The sequence below is a fragment of the Nocardioides sp. zg-1308 genome (assembly GCF_013155375.1).
Taxonomy (GTDB): domain Bacteria; phylum Actinomycetota; class Actinomycetes; order Propionibacteriales; family Nocardioidaceae; genus Nocardioides; species Nocardioides renjunii.
This window is the reverse complement of the sequence record NZ_JABJQY010000002.1, coordinates 1,689,349-1,707,537: the sequence shown is the minus strand read 5'-3', so window position 1 is coordinate 1,707,537 and position 18,189 is coordinate 1,689,349. Positions and strand designations below refer to the sequence as shown.

18 protein-coding genes are annotated in these 18,189 nt (G+C 73.8%); 4 read left to right on the top strand and 14 right to left on the bottom strand.

What is annotated here, in order from left to right:
• Positions 1-11: 11 nt before the first annotated feature.
• Together HN031_RS09965 and hemL are read right to left on the bottom strand one after the other, a co-directional pair.
• Positions 12-689: a histidine phosphatase family protein gene (locus HN031_RS09965; protein WP_172269469.1), complete on the bottom strand. Its 678-nt coding sequence runs from the start codon at positions 687-689 to the stop codon at positions 12-14.
• Between the two features lies 1 nt (position 690).
• Entirely contained in the window at positions 691-2,004 is a 1,314-nt protein-coding gene (gene hemL, locus HN031_RS09960; protein ID WP_172271569.1) for a glutamate-1-semialdehyde 2,1-aminomutase, read from the bottom strand.
• A gap of 197 nt (positions 2,005-2,201) precedes the next feature.
• Here hemL and HN031_RS22000 point away from each other — a divergent pair, with 197 nt between their 5' ends.
• Positions 2,202-3,473: a lytic murein transglycosylase gene (locus HN031_RS22000; protein WP_172269468.1), complete on the top strand. Its 1,272-nt coding sequence runs from the start codon at positions 2,202-2,204 to the stop codon at positions 3,471-3,473.
• A gap of 41 nt (positions 3,474-3,514) precedes the next feature.
• On the opposite strand, the gene hemB is transcribed toward HN031_RS22000, so the two are convergent.
• The 8 genes from hemB to HN031_RS09915 all read right to left on the bottom strand — a co-directional run bounded on the left by hemB (position 3,515) and on the right by HN031_RS09915 (position 12,082).
• Entirely contained in the window at positions 3,515-4,510 is a 996-nt protein-coding gene (gene hemB / locus HN031_RS09950) for a porphobilinogen synthase (protein ID WP_172269467.1), read from the bottom strand.
• 27 nt (positions 4,511-4,537) lie between these two features.
• The gene (locus HN031_RS09945; RefSeq protein WP_172269466.1) at positions 4,538-6,181 is read right to left on the bottom strand and encodes a uroporphyrinogen-III synthase; all 1,644 of its coding nucleotides are present in this window, start codon (positions 6,179-6,181) and stop codon (positions 4,538-4,540) included.
• Positions 6,178-7,134 (bottom strand): hydroxymethylbilane synthase, encoded by a 957-nt coding sequence (hemC, locus tag HN031_RS09940; protein WP_172269465.1) that lies wholly within the window; start codon positions 7,132-7,134, stop codon positions 6,178-6,180. The genes HN031_RS09945 and hemC overlap by 4 nt, the downstream gene beginning before the upstream one ends.
• On the bottom strand, positions 7,131-8,417 hold the full coding sequence (locus HN031_RS09935) for a glutamyl-tRNA reductase (RefSeq protein WP_172269464.1): 1,287 nt from the start codon (positions 8,415-8,417) through the stop codon (positions 7,131-7,133). Before HN031_RS09935 ends, hemC begins: the two co-directional genes overlap by 4 nt.
• Complete coding sequence (locus HN031_RS09930; RefSeq protein WP_172269463.1) at positions 8,414-9,088, bottom strand: redox-sensing transcriptional repressor Rex; 675 nt, start codon at positions 9,086-9,088, stop codon at positions 8,414-8,416. The genes HN031_RS09935 and HN031_RS09930 overlap by 4 nt, the downstream gene beginning before the upstream one ends.
• 182 nt (positions 9,089-9,270) lie before the next feature.
• Entirely contained in the window at positions 9,271-10,239 is a 969-nt protein-coding gene (locus HN031_RS09925) for an MsnO8 family LLM class oxidoreductase (protein ID WP_172269462.1), read from the bottom strand.
• Between the two features lie 35 nt (positions 10,240-10,274).
• Entirely contained in the window at positions 10,275-10,529 is a 255-nt protein-coding gene (locus tag HN031_RS09920; RefSeq protein WP_172269461.1) for a glutaredoxin family protein, read from the bottom strand.
• The gene (locus HN031_RS09915; protein ID WP_172269459.1) at positions 10,526-12,082 is read right to left on the bottom strand and encodes a class I adenylate-forming enzyme family protein; all 1,557 of its coding nucleotides are present in this window, start codon (positions 12,080-12,082) and stop codon (positions 10,526-10,528) included. Before HN031_RS09915 ends, HN031_RS09920 begins: the two co-directional genes overlap by 4 nt.
• 31 nt (positions 12,083-12,113) lie before the next feature.
• Between HN031_RS09915 and HN031_RS09910 the strand changes: the two genes are divergently transcribed.
• The 3 genes from HN031_RS09910 to HN031_RS09900 all read left to right on the top strand — a co-directional run bounded on the left by HN031_RS09910 (position 12,114) and on the right by HN031_RS09900 (position 15,415).
• Complete coding sequence (locus HN031_RS09910) at positions 12,114-13,001, top strand: HAD family phosphatase (protein ID WP_172269457.1); 888 nt, start codon at positions 12,114-12,116, stop codon at positions 12,999-13,001.
• Between the two features lie 106 nt (positions 13,002-13,107).
• A complete protein-coding gene (locus HN031_RS09905; RefSeq protein ID WP_253943046.1) occupies positions 13,108-13,932 on the top strand; it encodes a sigma-70 family RNA polymerase sigma factor in 825 nt (274 codons plus the stop codon).
• A 79-nt stretch (positions 13,933-14,011) separates the two neighbouring features.
• The gene (locus HN031_RS09900) at positions 14,012-15,415 is read left to right on the top strand and encodes a DUF5667 domain-containing protein (RefSeq protein ID WP_172269456.1); all 1,404 of its coding nucleotides are present in this window, start codon (positions 14,012-14,014) and stop codon (positions 15,413-15,415) included.
• A gap of 39 nt (positions 15,416-15,454) precedes the next feature.
• On the opposite strand, the gene HN031_RS09895 is transcribed toward HN031_RS09900, so the two are convergent.
• The 4 genes from HN031_RS09895 to HN031_RS09880 all read right to left on the bottom strand — a co-directional run bounded on the left by HN031_RS09895 (position 15,455) and on the right by HN031_RS09880 (position 18,082).
• Positions 15,455-16,651: a lysophospholipid acyltransferase family protein gene (locus tag HN031_RS09895; RefSeq protein WP_367650718.1), complete on the bottom strand. Its 1,197-nt coding sequence runs from the start codon at positions 16,649-16,651 to the stop codon at positions 15,455-15,457.
• Positions 16,644-17,621, bottom strand: coding sequence for an NAD-dependent epimerase/dehydratase family protein (locus HN031_RS09890; protein WP_172269455.1), 978 nt, complete (start codon positions 17,619-17,621; stop codon positions 16,644-16,646). Before HN031_RS09890 ends, HN031_RS09895 begins: the two co-directional genes overlap by 8 nt.
• A gap of 12 nt (positions 17,622-17,633) precedes the next feature.
• Positions 17,634-17,735 carry an AURKAIP1/COX24 domain-containing protein gene (locus HN031_RS09885; RefSeq protein ID WP_008356322.1) on the bottom strand — a complete coding sequence of 34 codons (102 nt, stop codon included), beginning with the start codon at positions 17,733-17,735 and terminating at the stop codon, positions 17,634-17,636.
• Between the two features lie 140 nt (positions 17,736-17,875).
• Positions 17,876-18,082, bottom strand: a complete 207-nt coding sequence (locus HN031_RS09880; RefSeq protein WP_129454864.1) for a helix-turn-helix domain-containing protein — start codon at positions 18,080-18,082, stop codon at positions 17,876-17,878.
• Positions 18,083-18,189 lie beyond the last annotated feature (107 nt).

The following is an 18,189-nucleotide window of genomic DNA, read 5'->3' as shown; positions in this document are numbered from 1 at the left end:
GCGCAGGAGCTTCAGGGCCGGTCCTCCCGCGGCGCCCCGCCGGCGGAGAACGGGGCGGACCGGTCGGCGACGGGGATCAGGTCGCCCGCCGGCTCGGAGTAGCGGACCTGCACCATGCGGTCGCCGTCGAAGACCACGCTGGTCAGCGAGCACAGGGTGCACTGGCGCGACTTGGGGTGGTGGAGGTAGCTGCGCTTCTCGAGGAACAGCCGCGTGGTCCAGATGGGCAGCTGGTGGGACACGATGACGGCCTCGTGGCCGCGGGCCGCGTCGCGCGCGTCGTGGATGGCGGCGACCATCCGGCCCGCGATCTCGTCGTAGGGCTCGCCCCACGAGGGCTTGAACGGGTTGTACATGTGGCGCAGCAGCCACGGCTGCTTGACGAAGGTCATCGCGCCGCCGCCGAAGTTGACGCCCTGGAACTCGTTGCTCGACTCGATGACGCGCGGGTCGACCGTCGGGGTGAGGCCGCGCGCCTCGGCCAGCGGCGCGCCGGTCTCGCGGGCCCGCTCGAGCGGGGACGTACGCATGTGCACGATGTCGCGGTGGCCGACGGCCTCGGCGATCCGGTGCGCCATCTGCCGGCCCAGGTCGGAGAGGTGGAAGCCGTCGAGGCGGCCGTAGAGCACGCCCCCGGGGTTGTGCACCTCGCCGTGGCGGAGGAGGTGGACGATCGTCCGGTCACCCATGTCAGCGGCCTCCCGCGGTCGCGGCTGCCGCGGCGGCGGCGGGCAGCGCATCGATGATGGTGGACACCGCCCGGTCGTCGTGGGCGGCGGAGACGAACCACGCCTCGTAGGCCGACGGCGGCAGGTAGACGCCCTGGTCGAGCATGGAGTGGAAGAACGCGGCGTAGGCGCGGGTGTCCGTCCGGCTCGCGGTGGCGAAGTCGCGCACCGGCCCACCGGTGAAGAAGACCGAGAACATCGTGCCGGCGGTCTGCACGGTGTGCGGCACGCCGGCCGCCCCGAGGTGCTCGGCGACGGCGTCCCGGATGGTCGTGGCCGTGGCGTCGAGGTGGGCGTAGACCTCGGGGGTGGCGAGCCGCAGCGTCGCGAGGCCCGCGGTGGTCGCCACCGGGTTCCCCGACAGCGTGCCGGCCTGGTAGACGGGCCCCTCGGGGGCGAGGTGGGCCATCAGGTCGCTCCGGCCGCCGAAGGCCGCGGCCGGGAAGCCGCCACCCATCACCTTGCCGAACGTCATCAGGTCCGGGACCCAGCCCTCGACGGCGCCGTCGAGGCCCCAGCCGCCCTGCGCGGTGGCGCGGAAGCCGGTCATCACCTCGTCGCTGATGAACAGCGCGCCGTGCGTGCGGCAGGTCTCGGCGAGGAACGCGTTTAAGCCGGGCTCCGGCGGCACGACCCCCATGTTGCCGGGGGTGGCCTCGGTGATCAGGCAGGCGATCCGCGGACCGTGCGCCGCGAACGCCGCCCGCACCGCGTCGCGGTCGTTGTAGGGCAGGACGAGCGTCTCGGCGGCCGAGGAGGCGGGCACGCCGCTGGTGCCGGGCACCGCGAGCGTGGCGACGCCCGAGCCGGCCTCGGCGAGCAGCGGGTCGACGTGACCGTGGTAGCAGCCGGCGAACTTGACCACCAGGTCGCGGCCGGTGGCCCCGCGGGCCAGGCGGATGGCCGACATCGTGGCCTCCGTGCCCGACGACACGAACCGGACCCGCTCGACCGGTGTGCGCGCGACGATCTCCTCCGCCAGCTCGACCTCGGGCTGCGTCGGCGTGCCGTACGACGTCCCGCGGGCGACGGCCGCCATGACCTGGGCCTGGACCTCCGGGTGCGCGTGGCCGAGGAGCATCGGGCCCCACGAGCAGATGAGGTCGACGTAGTCGTTGCCGTCGGCGTCGGTGAGCCACGCGCCGGACGCCGAGGTGATGAAGCGCGGCGTCCCGCCGACGGCGTTGAAGGCGCGGACCGGCGAGTTGACGCCCCCGGGGGTCACGGCCCGGGCACGGTCGAACAGCGCCCGGCTGGCCGCGGTCGAGGTGGACATGGTCGCGGTGGTCACCCCCCCATTGTCGCGTAGGTGGGCAAGCCGTCCCCAGCCGGTGCTCACCCGCAGGGGGAGGCTGTGCCTTGGCCCACAGCCGGGGGCTGCGTAACGTGCGTGGGGAGATTCCTCGTCGGGGGGTGTGGATGGCCCCCGAGGGGGCATGATGGACCGGGAAGACCCAGGGGAGAGTGTCCGACATGTCGAGTTCCGCCCACATCCGCCGAGCGACCGCGATCATCCCGCTGGCCGTGCTCTCGGCCGCGTGGACGGCCAGCCTCGCCGGTGTGGGCGTCGGGTCCGCCAGCGCCGACCCCGAGGGCTCCGGGACGCTCCCCGACGGCACCAACCTCCCCGCCGCCGTCATCGAGGCGCCCGCCAGCGTGGGCGACGCCGTCACCCGTGCCGCCGCGGTCACCCCCGGCTCGGCCGGCGACATCCCGCAGGTCGCGCTCGCCGCCTACCAGCGCGCCGAGGGCGTGATCAACAAGGCCGACCCGGGGTGCCGGCTCTCGTGGGAGCTCGTCGCCGCGATCGGTCGCGTCGAGTCCGACCACGGCCGCTCCGGCGGCAGCTCGCTCGACGAGTCGGGCGTGGCCCGGCCCGCCATCGTCGGCATCGCCCTCGACGGCAGCAACGACACCCAGGCGATCGTCGACACCGACGGCGGGCAGTACGACGCCGACACCCGCTGGGACCGCGCGGTCGGCCCCATGCAGTTCATCCCGTCCACCTGGTCGGTGGTGGGCGTCGACGGCGACAGCGACGGCCGCCGCGCCCCGCAGGACGTCGACGACGCCGCGCTGTCGACCGCCGTCTACCTCTGCTCCGGCGAGGACGACCTGTCGACGGAGCAGGGCCAGCGGGCCTCGGTCTACCGCTACAACCACTCCAACGACTACGTCGACCTGGTCCTGTCCATCATGCAGGCCTACCTCGACGGCGACTTCAGCGCCGTGCCGACCTCCACCCTGCCCAGCGGGGTCATGGTGCCGGGGACGACCGCCGCCACTGGCGGGACCGACGGCGGCGGCGACGGGAACCGCGGCGGCAAGGGATCGGCCGGCACCAAGGACGACCGCGACGAGGACCGGCCGACGAAGAACCCGTCGCCGACCAAGGGCCCCAGCCCGACGACGACGCAGACGACGACGCCGACCCCCACGCAGACGCCCACGCAGGACCCCACCCAGGACCCGACGCAGAACCCGACGCCGAGCCCGACGCAGAACCCGACCCAGAGCCCGACCCAGTCGCCGACCGACGACCCGACGGCCGTGCCGACCCAGACCCCCACGTCCCAGCCGACGGCGGTGCCGTCCACGCTGCCCCCGCTGCCGACCGTCCCGGTCCCGACGCTGACGCAGACGCTCACCTGGGCGCAGGCCCAGGCGCAGTGCCTCGCCTCGGGGATCCTGGCGATCAACCTCAACCAGCTCAATGCCTGCATCAACAACCTGATGAACCCCTAGGCGGGCGCCCCGGACACGTGTCCGGGATGTCGCCCCAGGCCTCAGCGGGCGAACAGCCGTGCGGCCTCCGAGGCCCAGTAGGTCAGCACCACGTCGGCGCCGGCGCGGCGGATCGAGGTGAGGGTCTCCAGGATGGCGGCCTCGCGGTCGATCCAGCCGTTGGCGGCGGCGGCCTCGACCATGGCGTACTCGCCGGAGATGTTGTAGGCCGCGACCGGGACGTCGACGGCGTCGCGCACCCGGCGGACGACGTCGAGGTAGGACAGGGCCGGCTTGACCATCACGATGTCGGCGCCCTGCTCCACGTCGAGCAGCACCTCGCGCACGCCCTCGACGGCGTTGGCGGGGTCCTGCTGGTAGGTCCGGCGGTCGCCGACGAGCGAGGAGTCGACGGCCTCGCGGAACGGGCCGAAGAAGGCAGAGGCGTACTTGGCGGAGTAGGCCAGCACGGAGACGTGGCTGTGCCCGGCGCCGTCGAGCGCCTGCCGCACCACGGCGACCTGGCCGTCCATCATCCCGCTGGGACCGACCATGTCGACGCCCGCGGCCGCCTGGGCGAGCGCCATCTCGGCGTACGCCGCGAGCGTCCGGTCGTTGTCGACCTCACCGTCGCTGGTGAGCAGGCCGCAGTGCCCGTGGTCGGTGAACTCGTCGAGGCACAGGTCCGACATCACGGTGAGCTGGTCGCCCACCTCGGCGACGACGTCGGTGATGGCGAGGTTGAGCACGCCCGCGGGGTCGATGCCGCCGGAGCCGGTGGCGTCCTTGTGCTCGGGGATGCCGAAGAGCATCACGCCGCCGAGGCCGAGCTCGGCCGCCTCGGCGGCCGCCCGCTTGAGCGAGTCGCGCGAGTGCTGGACGACGCCCGGCATGGTGGAGATCGGGCGGGGCTCGTCGATGCCCTCGCGCACGAAGACCGGCAGCACCAGCGAGCTGGGCACCACGTGGGTCTCGGCGACCATGCGCCGCAGCGCCGGGGTGCGCCGGAGCCGGCGGGGTCGGATGGTCGGAACCTCGAGCTGGCTGTCCTCGGTCACGGGTCCATCCTTCCCCACCGCTGGTGGCTACTTGGCGCGGGCCTTGCGGCGCCCGGAGGCGGTGCGCTCGCTGGGGCGGGTGACGGGCTCGCCGCCCTCCAGCATCGCGAGGCGACGCGTGGCGCCGAAGTCGGCCAGCGCGTCCACCAGGACCTCCACGTCGGGCGTGGGCGCGAGGACGTCGACCCGGAGGCCGTGCTCCTCGGCGGTCTTGGCCGTCGCGGGACCGATCACGGCGATGATCGTCGACGGGTGCGGCTTGCCGGCGATGCCGACCAGGTTGCGCACCGTCGAGGACGAGGTGAAGACGACGGCGTCGAACTTGCCGGTCTTGATCGCGTCGCGCACCGGCGCCGGCGGCGGGGTGGCGCGCACGGTCCGGTAGGCCGTGACGTCGTCGCACTCCCAGCCGAGGTCGACCAGGCCGGCGACGAGGTTCTCCGTGGCGATGTCGGCGCGCGGGAGGAAGACCCGGTTGATCGGGTCGAGCACCTCGTCGTAGGGCGGCCAGTCCTCGAGCAGGCCGGCGGCGGACTGCTCACCGGACGGCACGAGGTCGGCGCGGAGGCCCCAGTCGGCGATGGCCTGGGCGGTCTTGTCGCCGACCGCGGCGATCTTGAGCCCGGAGAACGCGCGGGCGTCGAGGCCGTAGTCCTCGAACTTCTCGCGCACGGCCTTCACCGCGTTGACCGAGGTGAAGGCGATCCACTCGTAGCGGCCCTCGACGAGGCCGCGCACGGCCTTGTCCATCTGCAGCGGGTTGCGCGGCGGCTCGACCGAGATGGTGGGGACCTCCTCGGGCACGGCGCCGTAGTCGCGCAGGCGGCGCGAGAGCGAGCCGGCCTGCTCCTTCGTGCGGGGCACCAGCACGCGCCAGCCGAAGAGCGGCTTGGTCTCGAACCACGACAGCGTCTGCCGCAGGTCGACGACGTCGCCGATGACGGTGATCGCCGGCGGCGAGATGCGCGCCGCGCGGGCGTCGGCGGCGATGTCGGCGAGCGTGGAGATGAGGGTCTGCTGCTCGGTCGTGGTGCCGACGCGGGTCATCGCGACGGGAGTCTCGGGCGAGCGGCCCGCCTCGATGAGGGCCGCGGAGGTCTCGCCGATGCTGCCGACGCCGGAGAGCAGGACGAGGGTGCGGTCGTCGGCGTAGGCGCTCCAGTCGACCTTCTCGCCGCAGGTGACGACGGCCATCTCGCGGTGCCGCTTGGTGGTCAGCGGGATGCCGGCGTAGGCCGGGACCGCGCTCACCGACGAGACGCCGGGGACGACCTCGAAGCCGACGCCGGCCTTGACGCAGGCCTGCGCCTCCTCGGGGCCGGAGGCGTAGAGGAACGGGTCGCCGGTCATCAGCCGGACCACGCGCTGCTTCTTGCCGTGGCGTACGACGACCTTGGCGCGGGCCGCGTGGGTCAGCGGCTGGCCGTCCTCGCCGAAGCCGCCGTCCACGATCTCCGGTCCGTCCCAGGACCCGTCGGGGCCCTCGGCGAGGCCGAGGAGCGACCGGACCAGGTCCACGTGCTCGGGGGCCTCGGTCACGACGACCTCGGCCGCCTCGATGAGCTCCACGGCACGCACCGTCAGCAGGCCCGGGTCACCGGGTCCGCTGCCGACGAACGACACCCAGCCCTGGGCGGGGGTGGTGGCCTGCGGGGTCTGTACTCGCGTCATGCGTGCTGGTTCCTCACTGGTGGTGCTTCCATCAGGTCTGCTGCTCCCTCGGCGAGCATCTCGCTCGCGAGGCGTGTTCCGAGGTGGGCGGCGTCCGCGACCGGGCCGGTCGCGCTCATCCGCACCGACAGCCCGCCGTCCTCCGACAGGGCCACGGCACGCAGCCACAGCTCCTCGCCGTCCTCGCCCTCGACCACCTCGGCCAGCGCACCCAGCGGGGCCGAGCAGCCGGCCTCGAGGGCGGACAGGACGGCGCGCTCGGCCGTGACGGCGGCGCGGGTGGCGGGGTCCTCGAGGTGCGACAGCGCGGCGACCAGGTCGGTGTCGTCGGAGCGGCACTCGACGGCGAGCGCGCCCTGGCCGGGCGCCGGCAGCATCTGCAGCGGGTCGAGCACCTCGGTGACCTCGTCGAGCCGACCCAGCCGGGCCAGCCCGGCACGGGCCAGGACGACCGCGTCGACCTCGCCCTCGCGGACCTTGCGGATGCGGGTGTCGACGTTGCCGCGGATGCCGTGGAGGTCCAGGCCGAGGCCGAGGGCGGCGAGCTGGCTCACCCGGCGCGGCGAGCCGGTGCCCAGGGTGCTGCCGACCGGCAGCTCGCCCAGGGTGAGCCCGTCGCGGGCCACGACGACGTCGCGGGGGTCCTCGCGCAGCGGCACCGCGGCCAGGGCGATGCCCTCTGCCGGGGTGGTGGGCAGGTCCTTGAGCGAGTGGACGGCGACGTCGACCCGCCCGGCGAGCAGGGCGTCGCGCAGCGCGCTGACGAAGACACCGGTCCCGCCCATCGTGGCCAGCGGGGCCGCACTGCGGTCGCCCTCGGTCGAGACCTCGACGAGCTCGACCTCGCGGCCGAGGCGCTCGCGGATCATGTCTGCCACGAGGCCGGACTGGGTGGTGGCCAGCGCCGAGGCGCGGGTGCCGAGGCGCAGCACGGCGGGGGTCGCGGCCGTCATGGCTTGCCCTCCGCCCGCGTCATCCGGTCCACGGCCTGCGGGTCGAGGCGGAACAGCTCGGCCAGCGCGGCGGTGTAGGAGACGGCCGGCTCGGCGTCCGCGAGCTCCTTGACCCGCACGGTCGGCTCGTGGAGGAGCTTGTCGGCGACCCGGCGCACGGTCTGCAGCACCTCGGCGCGGGTGGCGTCGTCGATCTCGGGCAGGCGGGCGGCGAGGCGCTCCATCTCGGCGTCGACCACCGTGGTCGCCATCGAGCGCAGCGCGACCACGGTGGGCGTGACGCTCGCCTGCCGCCGGACGGCGAGGAAGGCGGCGATCTCCTGCCCGACGATGGTGCGTACGTCGTCGACACCGGCAGTGGCCTCGAGACCGCGCAGCTCGTCGGCGAGGCCGGCGAGGTTGATCAGCTCGACGCCCGGCAGCTCGCCGAGGGCGGGGTCGACGTCGTGGGGCAGCGCGAGGTCGATGACGGTCAGCGGCCGGTCGCTGCTGCCGCGGGCGGTGACCACGTCGGAGAGGCGCACCAGCGGCTCGGGCGCCCCGGTGCAGGAGACGACGAGGTCGGCCTCGGCCAGCTGGGCGCCCAGCGCGGACAGCGGCAGCGACGTGGCGCCGTACTCGTCGGCGAGGCGGTCGGCGTTGGCGGAGGTGCGGTTGAGCACCGTGATGGTGCCGGCGCCGCCCCGCGCGAGGTGGGCGACGGCGAGGGACGCCATCGCGCCGGCACCGATCACGACGACGCGCGCACCGGCGACGGCCACGGCGCTGCGCTCGAGCGCGGCGCTGACCAGCGACGGGGCCGCGCGGTCGATGTCGGTCTCGGCGTGGGCGCGCTTGCCGACGCGCAGGGCCTGCTGGAAGAGCGTGTTGAGCGCCGGGCCGACGGTGCCGTGCTCCTGGCCGACGCGCAGGGCGTCGCGCGTCTGGCCCAGGATCTGGCCCTCGCCGACGACCATCGAGTCGAGGCCGGCGGCGACCTGGAAGAGGTGGGAGACCGCGCCTTCGTCGTAGTGGACGTAGAGGTGCGGCAGGAGGGCCTCGGTGGGCTGGCCGGCCCGCTCGACGAGGAGGCCGGACAGGGCCTCGACGGAGCCGTGGAAGCGGTCGACCTCGGCGTAGACCTCGAGCCGGTTGCAGGTGACGATCGCGGTCGCCTCGGTGACGTGCTCGCCGCCCATCACGTCGGCGATCAGCTTGGTCGTGCCGTCGCCGTCGAGGGCGAGCCGCTCCAGCAGCTCCACCGGCGCGGACTTGTGGGAGATCCCCACCACGAGGACGCTCACGAGACACTCTCCGATCCGGGCACGATCGCCTTCCGCTGCTCGTGGTAGGCGAGGATCTGCAGCTCGATGGACAGGTCCACCTTGCGCACGTCGACGCCGTCGGGCACCGACAGGACGGTCGGCGCGAAGTTGAGGATGCTGGTGATGCCGCAGGCGACCATCCGGTCCGCCACGGACTGCGCGGCGACCGCCGGGGTGGCGATCACGCCGATGGCGACGGCGTGCTCGGCGACGATGGACTCGAGGTCCTCGAAGGAGCGGACGTCGAGGCCGGCCACGACCTCGGCGTGCCGTGCGGGGTCGGCGTCGAGCAGCGCCACGACCCGGAAGCCGCGGCTGCGGAAGCCGGAGTAGTTGGCGAGGGCGTGGCCGAGGTTGCCGATGCCCACGATGACCACGGGCCAGTCCTGGGTGACGCCGATCTCGCGGGCGATCTGGTAGCGCAGGTACTCCACGTCGTAGCCGACGCCGCGGGTGCCGTAGCTGCCGAGGTAGGACAGGTCCTTGCGGAGCTTGGCGCTGTTGACGCCGGCGGAGGCGGCGAGCTCCTCGCTGGAGCAGGTGGTGGTCCCGTCCTCGGCGAGGCCGATGAGGGCACGCAGGTACACGGGAAGCCTGGCGACGGTCGCCTCGGGGATGTCCCGGGCAGAGTCGGGGGTCCGTGCAGTCACAGCGCTGCTTCTTTCCAGCCAGGTGACGGGAATCGCCTGACTCCGCCACTGTAGGAGTTTGTGAACGGGAGAACAAAACGAGCCGAGCGTGGCCTAGCACATGTGAGAAGACCCACCTGCGGCGGGGGTCCCGCGATTTGCGCGGAGGGTCCGAGGAGGCGTAACGCGACCCGTCGCGACCCTCATCGCAGGAGCTCGGCGAGCATCCGGTCCGAGGCGAGCAGGGCGTCTCGGTCGTGGGTCGAGGCGCTCGCCAGCAGCTCGTCGGCGCCGGTCCGCGCGACCAGCGCCTCGAGGCGGCGCCGCACGGTCGCGGGGCTCCCCGCCACGGCCCGGTCCAGCGACGCCTCGACGCGGCGCTCCACCTGGCTCGGCCACGGCGAGCTGCGGATCGCGGCCACGCCTTCGAGCGGCGGGAACTCGCCGGTCTGGCGCGACACCGCCATCGCGTACGCCTCGGGCAGGGCGAGCTCGCGCGCGGTGGCGTCGTCGTCCGCGACGAGCGCGTCCAGCGAGATCGTCACGCGCGGAGCGCTGTCCCCGTGCGGACGGAACCCGCGGCGGTAGCGGGCCAGCGCCTCCGGCAGCTCGTCGGAGTCGAGGACGGGTCCGCCGACGACGACGGGCAGCCCGAGACGAGCGGCGGCCTCGAGCCCGCGCCCGGTGGCGAGGAGGTGCACCGGCACCGGCCGACCGGTGACGGGCCGCACCGTCACCTCGGCCGTGCCCTCGAGGTAGCGACGCAGCTCGGCGAGGTCCTCCTCGAAGGTGTCCACGGCGTCGAGCTCGCGCCGCAGCGCTCGGCGCACGGGCGGCGTGAACCCGAGCGACCGCCCGATCCCGAGGTCGACCCGTCCCGGGTGCAGGGCGTCGAGCACGAGGAACTGCTCGGCGACGACCACCGGCTGGTGCAGGGGCAGCATGACGCCGCCGGAGCCGATCCTGATGCGGGAGGTCCGCGCGCCGATCGCGGCGAGGAGCACGGCGGGCGTCCCGGAGGCGATGCCCGGCACCCCGTGGTGCTCGGCGACCCAGTAGCGGTCGTAGCCGACCTGCTCCGCGTGCACGGCGCGGGCCACCGTCGCCCCGATCGCCTCGGCATCGGGCGCGCCGAGGCGCGTCCGCGAGCGGTCGAGCAGGGAGAGCCTCACGTCGGTGCAACGCGCAGCCGGGCGGTCGCCTTCCCTCAGGAGCCGAGCGCGGCCCGCAGGCGCGCCTCGTCGACGCGCCAGAAGTCGTGCTGGCGCCCGTCGACGAACGTCACCGGGACCTCGTCGCCGAAGCGGTCGACGAGGTCGGGGTCGGCGTCGATGTCGACCTCGTCGAACGACTCCCCCAGGTCCGCGCACACGGCCGCGACCACCACCCGTGCGTCGTCGCACAGGTGGCAGCCCTGCCGGGAGTAGAGGGTGACCCGGGCCGGGGCCGGCGTGGCGGTCACTCGAGCAGCCCCAGGACGCGGCGCCGCTCCAGCCCGCGGAGCCGTCCCTTCTGGACCCGGCCCGTCACGGTGAGCGGCAGGGTGTCGACGACCTCGATCCGCGCGGGCTGCTTGAAGCGGGCCAGCCGCTCGGCGGCGTGGGCGCGGACCGCCTCCTCGACGCCGGAGGGGTCGCCGCTGGCGACGACGTAGGCGACGACCGACTCGCCGGTGTCGGCGTCGGGGGCACCGACGACGGCCGCGTCGAGGACGCCGTCCACCTCGCGCAGCACGTCCTCGACCTCGGACGGGTAGACGTGGAAGCCGCTGACGAGCACCAGCTCCTCGACGCGGTCGACGAGGAAGAGGTCGCCGCTGGCGTCGAGGAAGCCGACGTCGCCGGTGCGGAACCAGCCGTCCCCGTCCGGGCCGTCGGCCCCGTCGGGCCAGTAGCCGCTGAAGAGGTTGTCGCCGCGCACCTGGATCTCGCCCGGGTCCTCGGTCGCGACCCGGCCGCGGGTCTCGTCGACCAGCCGCAGCTCGATGCCCGGCAGGGCGGCGCCCACCGAGCCGGGCTGCGGCGGGTTGCTGCACAGGGTGCTCGTCACGACGGGCGCCGCCTCGGTCAGCCCGTAGCCCTGGTGGACCGGGACGCCGGTGGTCGCCGTGAACTGCTCGACGACCTCCGCCGCGAGCGGCGCGGACCCCGACAGCACCAGCCGGACGGGGCCCATCCGCTCCGCGAGGTGCTCGTCGGGCAGCCAGTGCGCGAAGACGGGCGGTGCGACGGGCACCACGCTGCACGCCTCGTCCTCGATGAGGTCCAGCACGGCCTGCGGCTCGAAGTGCTCGACGAGGAGCAGCCGGGCACGGTGCCGCAGGACGCCGCCGAGGACCGCGTTGAGCCCGTAGACGTGGAAGAGCGGGAGCGCGCCGAGGACGACGTCGTCGCCGTGCATCATCGGCGGCTCCACGGCGGCGACCTGCTCGATGTTGGCGAGCAGGGCGCGGTGGCTCAGCATCGCCGCCCGCGGACGGCCCGACGTGCCGCCGGTGTAGAGCAGCGCCGCCAGCTTCTCGGGGTCCGGCAGCGGGGGGACGGGGCGTACGACGTCCGCGCGCAGGTCGGCGAGCGCGAGCTCCCCCTCCGCGGGCTCTGTGCCGGTCACCACGACGGTGGGCGCGGGGGTCGCCCCGTGCCCGGACAGGCCGGACAGGGCGGCGCGGACGACGTCGACCGCGGACTCGTCGACCACCACCAGGCGCGCGCCGGAGTCGGCGACCATCCGCGCCACCTCGTCGGCGGTGGAGCGCGGGTTGACCGGCACGGCGACGACCTGGGCGCGCAGCACGCCGAGGTAGGTCGTGACGAACTCGATGCGGTTGCCCACCACGATCATCACGCGATGCCCGGCGCGGATGTCGCGCGCACCGAGACCGGTGGCGATCCGGGCCACCTCGTCCTCGAGACCGGCCCACGTCAGCGACCGGCCGCCGCCCTCGACGAGGGCCCGCCGGTCGGGGACGTCCGCGGCGGCCTCGGCCACCAGGGCGGAGACGTCGTTGCGCGGCATGCCGCGATCCTTCCACAGCTACGCTGACGCGATGACCCGATCCGAGCGCTCTCGCCGGCTCGACCTGCAGCAGCGATCGGCGCTCGCGGGCGAGGCCGCGGCGGCGTCCGCGGAGGTCGAGAACGCCCTCACCACCCCGACCGACCCGGGCGCCGCGGCGTTCTTCGACGTCGACAACACGATCATGCAGGGCGCCAGCATCTTCCACCTCGCGCGAGGCCTGCACCGACGGGAGTTCTTCACCACGCGCGAGATCGCCGCGGCGGCGTGGAAGCAGGCCTACTTCCGCGTCGTCGGCGTCGAGGACCCCGAGCACGTGGCCGACGCGCGCAACTCCGCGCTGTCCTTCATCGCCGGCCACACCACCGCCGAGCTCGAGGAGCTCACCGAGGAGATCTTCGACGAGGGCATGGCCCACCGGATCTGGCCGGGCACCCGCGCCCTGGCCCAGATGCACCTCGACGAGGGCCAGCGGGTCTGGCTGGTGACCGCGGCGCCCATCGAGATCGCCGCCGTCATCGCCCGCCGGCTCGGCCTCACCGGCGCGATGGGCACCGTCGCCGAGCACGTCGACGGCGTCTACACCGGGCGGCTGGTCGGTGACCTGCTGCACGGCCCGGCCAAGGCCGAGGCCGTCAAGGCGCTCGCCGCCCGCGAGGGCCTCGACCTCGCCCGCTGCTCGGCGTACTCCGACTCCAGCAACGACCTGCCGATGCTCTCGCTCGTCGGCGACCCGTGCGCCATCAACCCGGACGCGCGCCTGCGCGCCCACGCCCGGGCCGCCGGCTGGCGGGTCCGCGACTACCGCACCGGGCGCAAGGCGGCACGGGCCGGGCTGGTCGCGGCCGCGACGGCCGGCGCGGTGTCGGGCGCCGTCGTCGCCGGGATCGGGCTGCGGGGCCGGCACTCCACCTCTTGAGGTGGGATCGGGCCACCGCGCGCTGCAACTCCGGGTTACCCACGGGTTCACACGGACACGGGGGCCACTTATCGTGGACACTGCTGCAACCGGGAGGGGGACCTGCATGCGCTCGACACGCGACCTCGAGCATGCCTTCGACGAAGGCATGGACGCGCTGCGCCGCGCGGTCCTCGCCGTCCTCGCCCCGCAGCCGCAGCTGTCCGCCACGCCCGCGGGTGCGCTCCCGGCGCACGTGCTGCTGTCCGAGACCACCGCACCGGGCTCCACCGCCCGTCCCGGCGGCGACGACGCCGTGCCCGGCCGGTCGTGGACCGCGGGCTCCGCACCGGTCGGCGACGAGGACCAGGCCACGTCGTCCGAGGCCGACGAGGCCGAGCGCGAGCGGCTGATCGCCCTCGTCGAGCTGGCCCGCGCGGGCGACAAGGACGCGTTCGGGCTCCTCTACGACCACTACCAGGCCTCGGTCTACCGGTTCCTCTACCACCGCACCCGCTCGCAGGTGCTCGCCGAGGACCTCACCTCCGAGACCTTCTTCCGCGCGCTGCGGAGCATGAACGGCTTCCGGTGGCAGGGCAAGGACTTCGGCGCCTGGCTGATGACCATCGCGCGCAACCTCACCACCGATCACTTCAAGGCCGGACGCACCCGCCTGGAGATGACGACCGAGGACATGACGCCGCACGACGACGCCACCGAGGGACCCGAGGGCACGGTCATCGCCGGGCTCACCAACGAGGTGCTGCTCAAGGCCCTCACCGAGCTGCCCACCGAGCAGCGTGAGTGCCTGATCATGCGCTTCCTGCAGGGACTCTCGATCGCGGAGACGGCGCTGGCCCTCCACCGCTCGGACGGCGCCGTCAAGCAGCTGCAGCTGCGCGGCGTCCGCAACCTCGCCAAGCTCCTGCCCGAGGGGTTGAGGGACTCGTGACCTCTCCCGTAACCCGCACCTCGTCCCGGTCGTTCGTCTGTGTGGGAGGAACCACCAGCAGTGAGACAGGACGATCCCGATGACAGCCCCCTTCGCGGCGCGACGGCGTGCCGACGAGTTCGAGGCGCTCCTCTCCCGGCGACCCGGCACCCCGCTCACGGATGACGAGGCGGCGCGCTACGCCGACCTCCTCGGGGTCGTCTCGGACCTGCGGTCCGTGCCCGACGTCGCCGCCCGTCCGGAGTTCGTCAGCTCCCTGCGCGAGCGGCTGATGGCCGAGGCCGACACCGTCCTGGTCCCCCGGCCCTCCCGGCCCTCCGCACCCGCGCGTCTCGCGATGCCGGCCACGGTGCGCACCCGCCAGCGCCGCCTCGGCGCGGTGCTCGGCGGTGCGGCCCTCGTCGGCGCCGCGGCCACCATGGCGGTGGCAGCCCAGACCGCGCTGCCCGGCGAGTCGCTCTACGGCGTCAAGCGCGGCATCGAGTCCGCCCAGGTCCGCCTCGCCGACGACGACGCCGCGCGTGGGCGCACCCTGCTGGCGCAGGCCGACACACGTCTCGACGAGCTCGAGGAGATCGCTGCCGGCGAGGGGGGTCGCGAGCAGCTGGTGCCCGACACGCTCGAGGACTTCACGCAGCAGTCCAGCGAGGGCGTCCGCAGCATCCTGACGGCCTACGACGCCGGTGGCGCCGGTGGCGCTGGTGGCGCCGAGGCCGACGTGCAGGCGGACGTCGAGGCGGCACGCGAGTTCACCGCGACGAGCATGGACCGCCTCGTGGAGCTCGAGGACCAGCTGCCGCTCAGCGCCCGCGAGGACCTCGTCGCGGCCGGACGCACCCTCAGCGACCTCGACCTCGAGGTGAGCAGCGCCTGCGGCGGCTGCGAGGGCGGGATCACGACGACCCCGGAGTTCCTGCTCACGAGCGCCGGCCTGCCCACCGACCTGCTGACCGGCCTCGACACTGACGAGGCCACCCTCGAGGCGGCGCCCGTCTCGGGCCAGGACCTCACGGGCCTCGAGGTTCCTCCGGAGCTCGGGCCGCCGCCGGCCGGGCCGACCGACGTCCCCGGCACCGCGACCACCACGGCGGCTCCGACGACCACTCCGACGCCCGGGGCGACGACCGGGCCCACCACCGGGCCCACGACACCGGCCCCGACCACCCGGCCGGGGCTGCCGACGCAGACGCCCTCCCCCGTCGCGCCCATCCCGACCCAGAGCGTGCCGACCACCCGGCCCGACCCGACCCAGGGCGTCAAGGACCTCACGCAGGGGGTCACCGGGACCGTCACCAGCACCACGGGCGACCTCGCCAGCCAGCTCAACGGCGTCACCGGTGGCGCGCTCGGCGGCCTGACCTCCGACGTCGACGACGCCACCGGCGGCCTCATCAGCGAGGTGACCGGCACGCTCAACGGGCTCACCGGCCTCAACCTCGGCAACGCGACCGGCGGCCTGCTGCCCGGCCCGAACCGGCCCTGACCGACCGGCGCCGACGGGCCCTGACTGGCCCTGCGCCGTCTAGCCGAAGACCCCGCCGCGCTCGCGGAGCAGGTCGAACAACGTGTGCTGGATGGTCTCGCGCACCTGGTCGGTGACGTTGAAGACGAGCATCGGGTCCTCGGCCTCTGTCGCGTCGTAGGAGTCCGTGCGGATCGGCTCCCCGAACTCGAGGATCCACTTCGACGGCAGCGGCACCAGCCCGAGCGGACCCAGCCACGGGAAGAACGGCGTGATCGGGATGTAGGGCACGCCGAGCAGCCGGGCCAGCGAAGGGACGTTGCCGACCAGCGGGTAGATCTCCTCGGCGCCCACCACCGAGAGCGGGATGATGGGTACGCCGGTGCGCAGGGCCGCGGACACGAAGCCCCCGCGACCGAAGCGCTGCAGCTTGTAGCGCTCGCTGAACGGCTTGCCGATGCCCTTGAAGCCCTCGGGCCACACCCCCACCAGCTCGCCGCCGGACAGCATCCGCTCGGCGTCCTCGATGCAGGCGAGGGTGGCTCCCGACTTGCGCGCCAGCGAGCTCACCAGCGGCAGCTTGAACACCAGGTCCGCGCCGAGCGGCCGCAGGAAGCGGTGGGCGTGGTCGTGCACCGCGAGCATGGTCATGAGGCCGTCCACGGGCACCGTGCCCGAGTGGTTGGACACCACGAGGGCGCCGCCCTCGGCCGGGATGTTCTCCAGGCCGCGGACCTCGAGGCGGAACCACTTCTCCGCCACGGGGCGCAGGGCGGTCATGAAGAAGCGCTCGGTGAGCTCGCGGTCGAAGCCGTAGTCGTCGATCTCGTAGTCGCCCTCGAGGCGACGGCGCACGAACGCCATCAGCTCGGCCAGGCGGCGCTCCCAGTCGTCGCCGAACACCTCGACGGCCGCGTCCTGCAGGGCGGAGAGCCAGTCGCCGACGGGGATGCCGTCGGTGGGCCCCGCAGCGGTGACCGGGGGACGCGGCGGGGTGGGCCCCGGGCCGGTCGGGGTGGACGCAGCCGGAGCGGCCGGCTCGCCAGCAGGCTCAGCAGCAGGCTGGGTGTCCGGCTCTGCGGCAGGCTGGGTGGCTGCCTTCTTGGCGGGAGGCCGCGCGTTGCGGGGCTTGGGCGCGAGGTTGCGGGCCGCCGAGGACGGCCGCGCGCTGCCCGAGCCGCGCCCGGGACGTCCGCCGGTGCCGATGGGGATGACCACTGCGTCCTGGCGCGACGGGGGGCGGGCCTCCTCAGGCACGACCGGCCCCTTCGAGGTCCGCGGGCGACAGCGCCCGGCAGAAGTCGGCGAAGGCCTCGGCGGTGGAGTAGGTCGGCTCGAAGCCGAGCACCGTGCGCATCCTGGTGGTGTCCACCCCTCGACCGTAGGTCAAGAACCCCAGCTGCTCCGGAGAGAAGTCCGAGAGGCGGGCCTGCCGCATGGTGGCGCCGAGCCGCCCGACCGCGAAGCGCGGCATCGCGACCGACGGCCGGCCGAGGCGTCGTACGGCCTGGGTCAGCGTCAGCAGGCCGTCGCCGGCGACGTTGAAGGTGCCGGGCGTGCCCGTGACCACGGCGTGTCGCAGCACCCGCATCAGGTCGTCCTCGTGGAGGAACTGCATGCGCGGGTCGAAGCCGAGCACGCGCGGGACGACGGGCAGCCGGAAGTAGTTGGTCAGCGGGCTCGACACGTGCGGGCCGATGACGTTGGCGGCGCGGACCATCGTCACGGCGACGTCCGAGCGGCGGCGCGCGAAGCCGCGGACGTAGCCCTCGACCTCGTAGACGTCCTTGGCGTAGCCGGAGGAGGGCAGGCGCTTGGGGCCCATGTCCTCGGTGAACATCGCGGGGTCGCGCGGGCCCGATCCGTAGACGGTGGTCGTCGACTTCACCACCAGGCGCTCGACGGTCGTCGACTTCTGGCACGCAGCGAGCAGCTGCATGGTGCCGATGACGTTGAGCTCCTTCATCGTCCCGCGACCGCCGGCCGAGCCGGGCGTGGCGATCACGCTCATGTGGACGACGGTGTCGACGTCCTCCTTGGCGAGCACCTTGGCGATGACCGGGTTGCGGATGTCCGCACGGACGAAGGAGACGTCACCGATGTCGCCCCGGGGAGGGACGACGTCGACCCCGATCACTCGCTCGATGGACGGGTCGCCGGCCGCGGCGCGCGCGAATCGTCGCCCCAGGTCCCGGGAGATCCCGGTGACCAGCACGACCCGTCCCATGGGCGAAGGTGCTTACTTGCCGAGCTTGCGGCGCTGGACGCGCGTCTTCTTGAGCAGCTTGCGGTGCTTCTTCTTGGCCATGCGCTTGCGCCGCTTCTTGATGACAGAACCCACGTGGATCAGACCTTTCCTTGCGGCCGACACTCGTCGGCCGGACCTGCACACCCTAACGGCCGGGGGTGTGGAGGGTGGAATCGCGTCTGATGGACGTCGATCGAGCGCCGCGCCAGCGTCTGGTCGCGGACGAGCAGGCGTCAGCCGGCGTTGTAGAAGCTCTTGCGCAGGTACTCGTTGACGTCGTCCTCGGTGACCCGGAACGAGCGGCCGACGCGGACGGCGGGCAGCTCACCGCCGTGGACGAGCCGGTAGACCGTCATCTTCGAGACGCGCATCTTGGCCGCGACCTCCGCGATGGTCAGGAACTGCGCCTCGGACATGTCGCCAGGGGTGTTCTCAGCCATGGTGTGCACCGATCCTTCTGTGCGGAACGGCGCCGGCTTCCCCACCGGCGTCACAGGCGTGCCGCTTCCGGTGACAATAGGGCTCGCGTGACGCGTGGGGAAGAGGA